This is a genomic window from Photobacterium lucens, from assembly GCF_009873615.1.
In the GTDB taxonomy this organism is placed as follows: domain Bacteria; phylum Pseudomonadota; class Gammaproteobacteria; order Enterobacterales; family Vibrionaceae; genus Photobacterium; species Photobacterium lucens.
The window spans coordinates 1-1,854 of the sequence record NZ_SSMG01000187.1; the positions used below are offsets into that span (position 1 = coordinate 1).

Genomic DNA, 1,854 nt, shown 5'->3' on the forward strand with positions numbered 1-1,854 from the left:
AATGTCTAAAACATAAGATGAACTTTTGAGTAATAATTTATACATGTAGATTTGATAATGGACATGTTATGAAGCCAACCTCAATTATCATCGCATCATTTTTCATTGCTGCTTGTTCAAGTATTGATATCGCTAATTCATCGGATAAAGAAGGTTTACAATTTGTCGACAAGCAATGTAGTGATTTGCAGACGAAAAGCCAATCACATTTCTTTAATTCATTTCTTGATAAGCAGTATCAAAAAGTAAAAGAGCTCAAAGGTTTTATCAGTGAGCAAAACTATAAAGAATTACATGTTGCGTTGTCACAATTTAATGACCATTGGGAAATGCTGAACTTACAAACCTACCAAGCGTGCGAAAAGTTAGCACGATGCGAGTACATCAAAGGGCAGTATATCTCTTCGTATAATAAGCAACAGCGCAACCGAACTAAGCTTGATATTGATAAGCAAACCATGTGTGATAAAAGTAGCTTCGAATTTGACTTAAGCAGAGTGAAAATGGTGTCGTTTTACAGTGATGTTGAACGTTTAGAACTAGTCAGAGAAAACCCGTAGTAGTAGCCTCTCCCATGATAGCGATATTTTGTATTAGGAAGATGGTAAAATTATCGCTAACTCCTTTAAAATTAATTTCTTACCTGCATTTCTTCAAGTTTGGCCTCACCTGTAAACAAAACTAAATTAGTTTTTAAAGGAATGTAATTAGCATTATTTAATGCTGAATAAATATCAAAATTTTTCCTAAAACCACTTTTAATGGTATTGTATTAGTATCTATATTATTAAATATAGGTGCAATTTTAATCGTAATTACATAAATGTGACGGATAGTTACATAACATTTTAAGTAAAAACTAGGAGGATATTATGGCTACATGCCGTAAAATTAGTAAAGAGAGAATGGCTCTGAAGATATCGTTAGCGGGTACTATTTTTGTTGCCTCGCTTGGTATCGGATATGGCTTATATGTAGGTTCTAATGCCATTCTACTTGATGGTATGTTTTCTTTCTTAAGTATGGGGATGACTGGGCTAAGTCTTTACACCGCATACTTGGTATCAAAGCCCGATGATGAACAATTTCAATTTGGTTATGCCCATTTTGAACCACTCATAAACGTAGTAAACGGCTTACTGATTTTAATCACCTGTTTATTTGCATTTATTACTGGCGTACAAACAATCATGCATGGCGGTCATGACATTGTATTGGGAGACGCGATTATTTATGCAGTACTTTCTACAGTAAGTTGTTTTTCGATCTACTTCTTTGAAACATACATTGCAAGAAGCGTCGATTCTGAACTCGTGCGTGTTGACTCCCAAGAATGGCTGGTAGATGCCATCTTGAGTGCCGCTATATTGGTTGGCTTTATTTTAGTCGTGATATTTGATGCGATGGGGTATTCAAAATGGAATGCTTACGTCGATCCAATTCTTGTAACTACACTTTCTATTGCTGCATCGGTATTACCAATCAAAGTGCTAAGAAGAAACTTGAAAGAAGTGTTACTTGTTGCACCGCAAGATAGTGCCCAAGAGCATGTAGATCAAGTCATCGCAGAGTTGTCAGAGAAATACGATTTTGATGATTACACACATCATTTTGCGAAAATCGGTCGTCAATATGATCTCGAAATAAACATCTTAGTCAAAGATGAAAATAAATGGACGACAAAGCAGCAAGATCGTATCCGTCAAATTATCTGGGATAAATTAGAAGATGATTTAGGTGAAACGTGGTTATCTGTGACTTTTACAGCCCAAGAGCGTTGGCTATAGCATAGATTCAAATTTCTGCAGTAAAGATGTTAGGATAATTCTCTATATAATAGGGATTATCCTAACA

At 35.2% G+C, this 1,854-nt stretch carries 2 protein-coding genes; both read left to right on the top strand.

Annotation, left to right across the window (positions count from 1 at the left end; genetic code table 11):
• Positions 1–68 precede the first annotated feature (68 nt).
• Positions 69–560 (top strand): hypothetical protein, encoded by a 492-nt coding sequence (locus tag E5A76_RS09030; protein ID WP_161118718.1) that lies wholly within the window; start codon positions 69–71, stop codon positions 558–560.
• Positions 561–872: 312 nt separating this feature from the next.
• On the top strand, positions 873–1,787 hold the full coding sequence (locus tag E5A76_RS09035) for a cation diffusion facilitator family transporter (RefSeq protein WP_107165735.1): 915 nt from the start codon (positions 873–875) through the stop codon (positions 1,785–1,787).
• Positions 1,788–1,854: the final 67 nt, after the last annotated feature.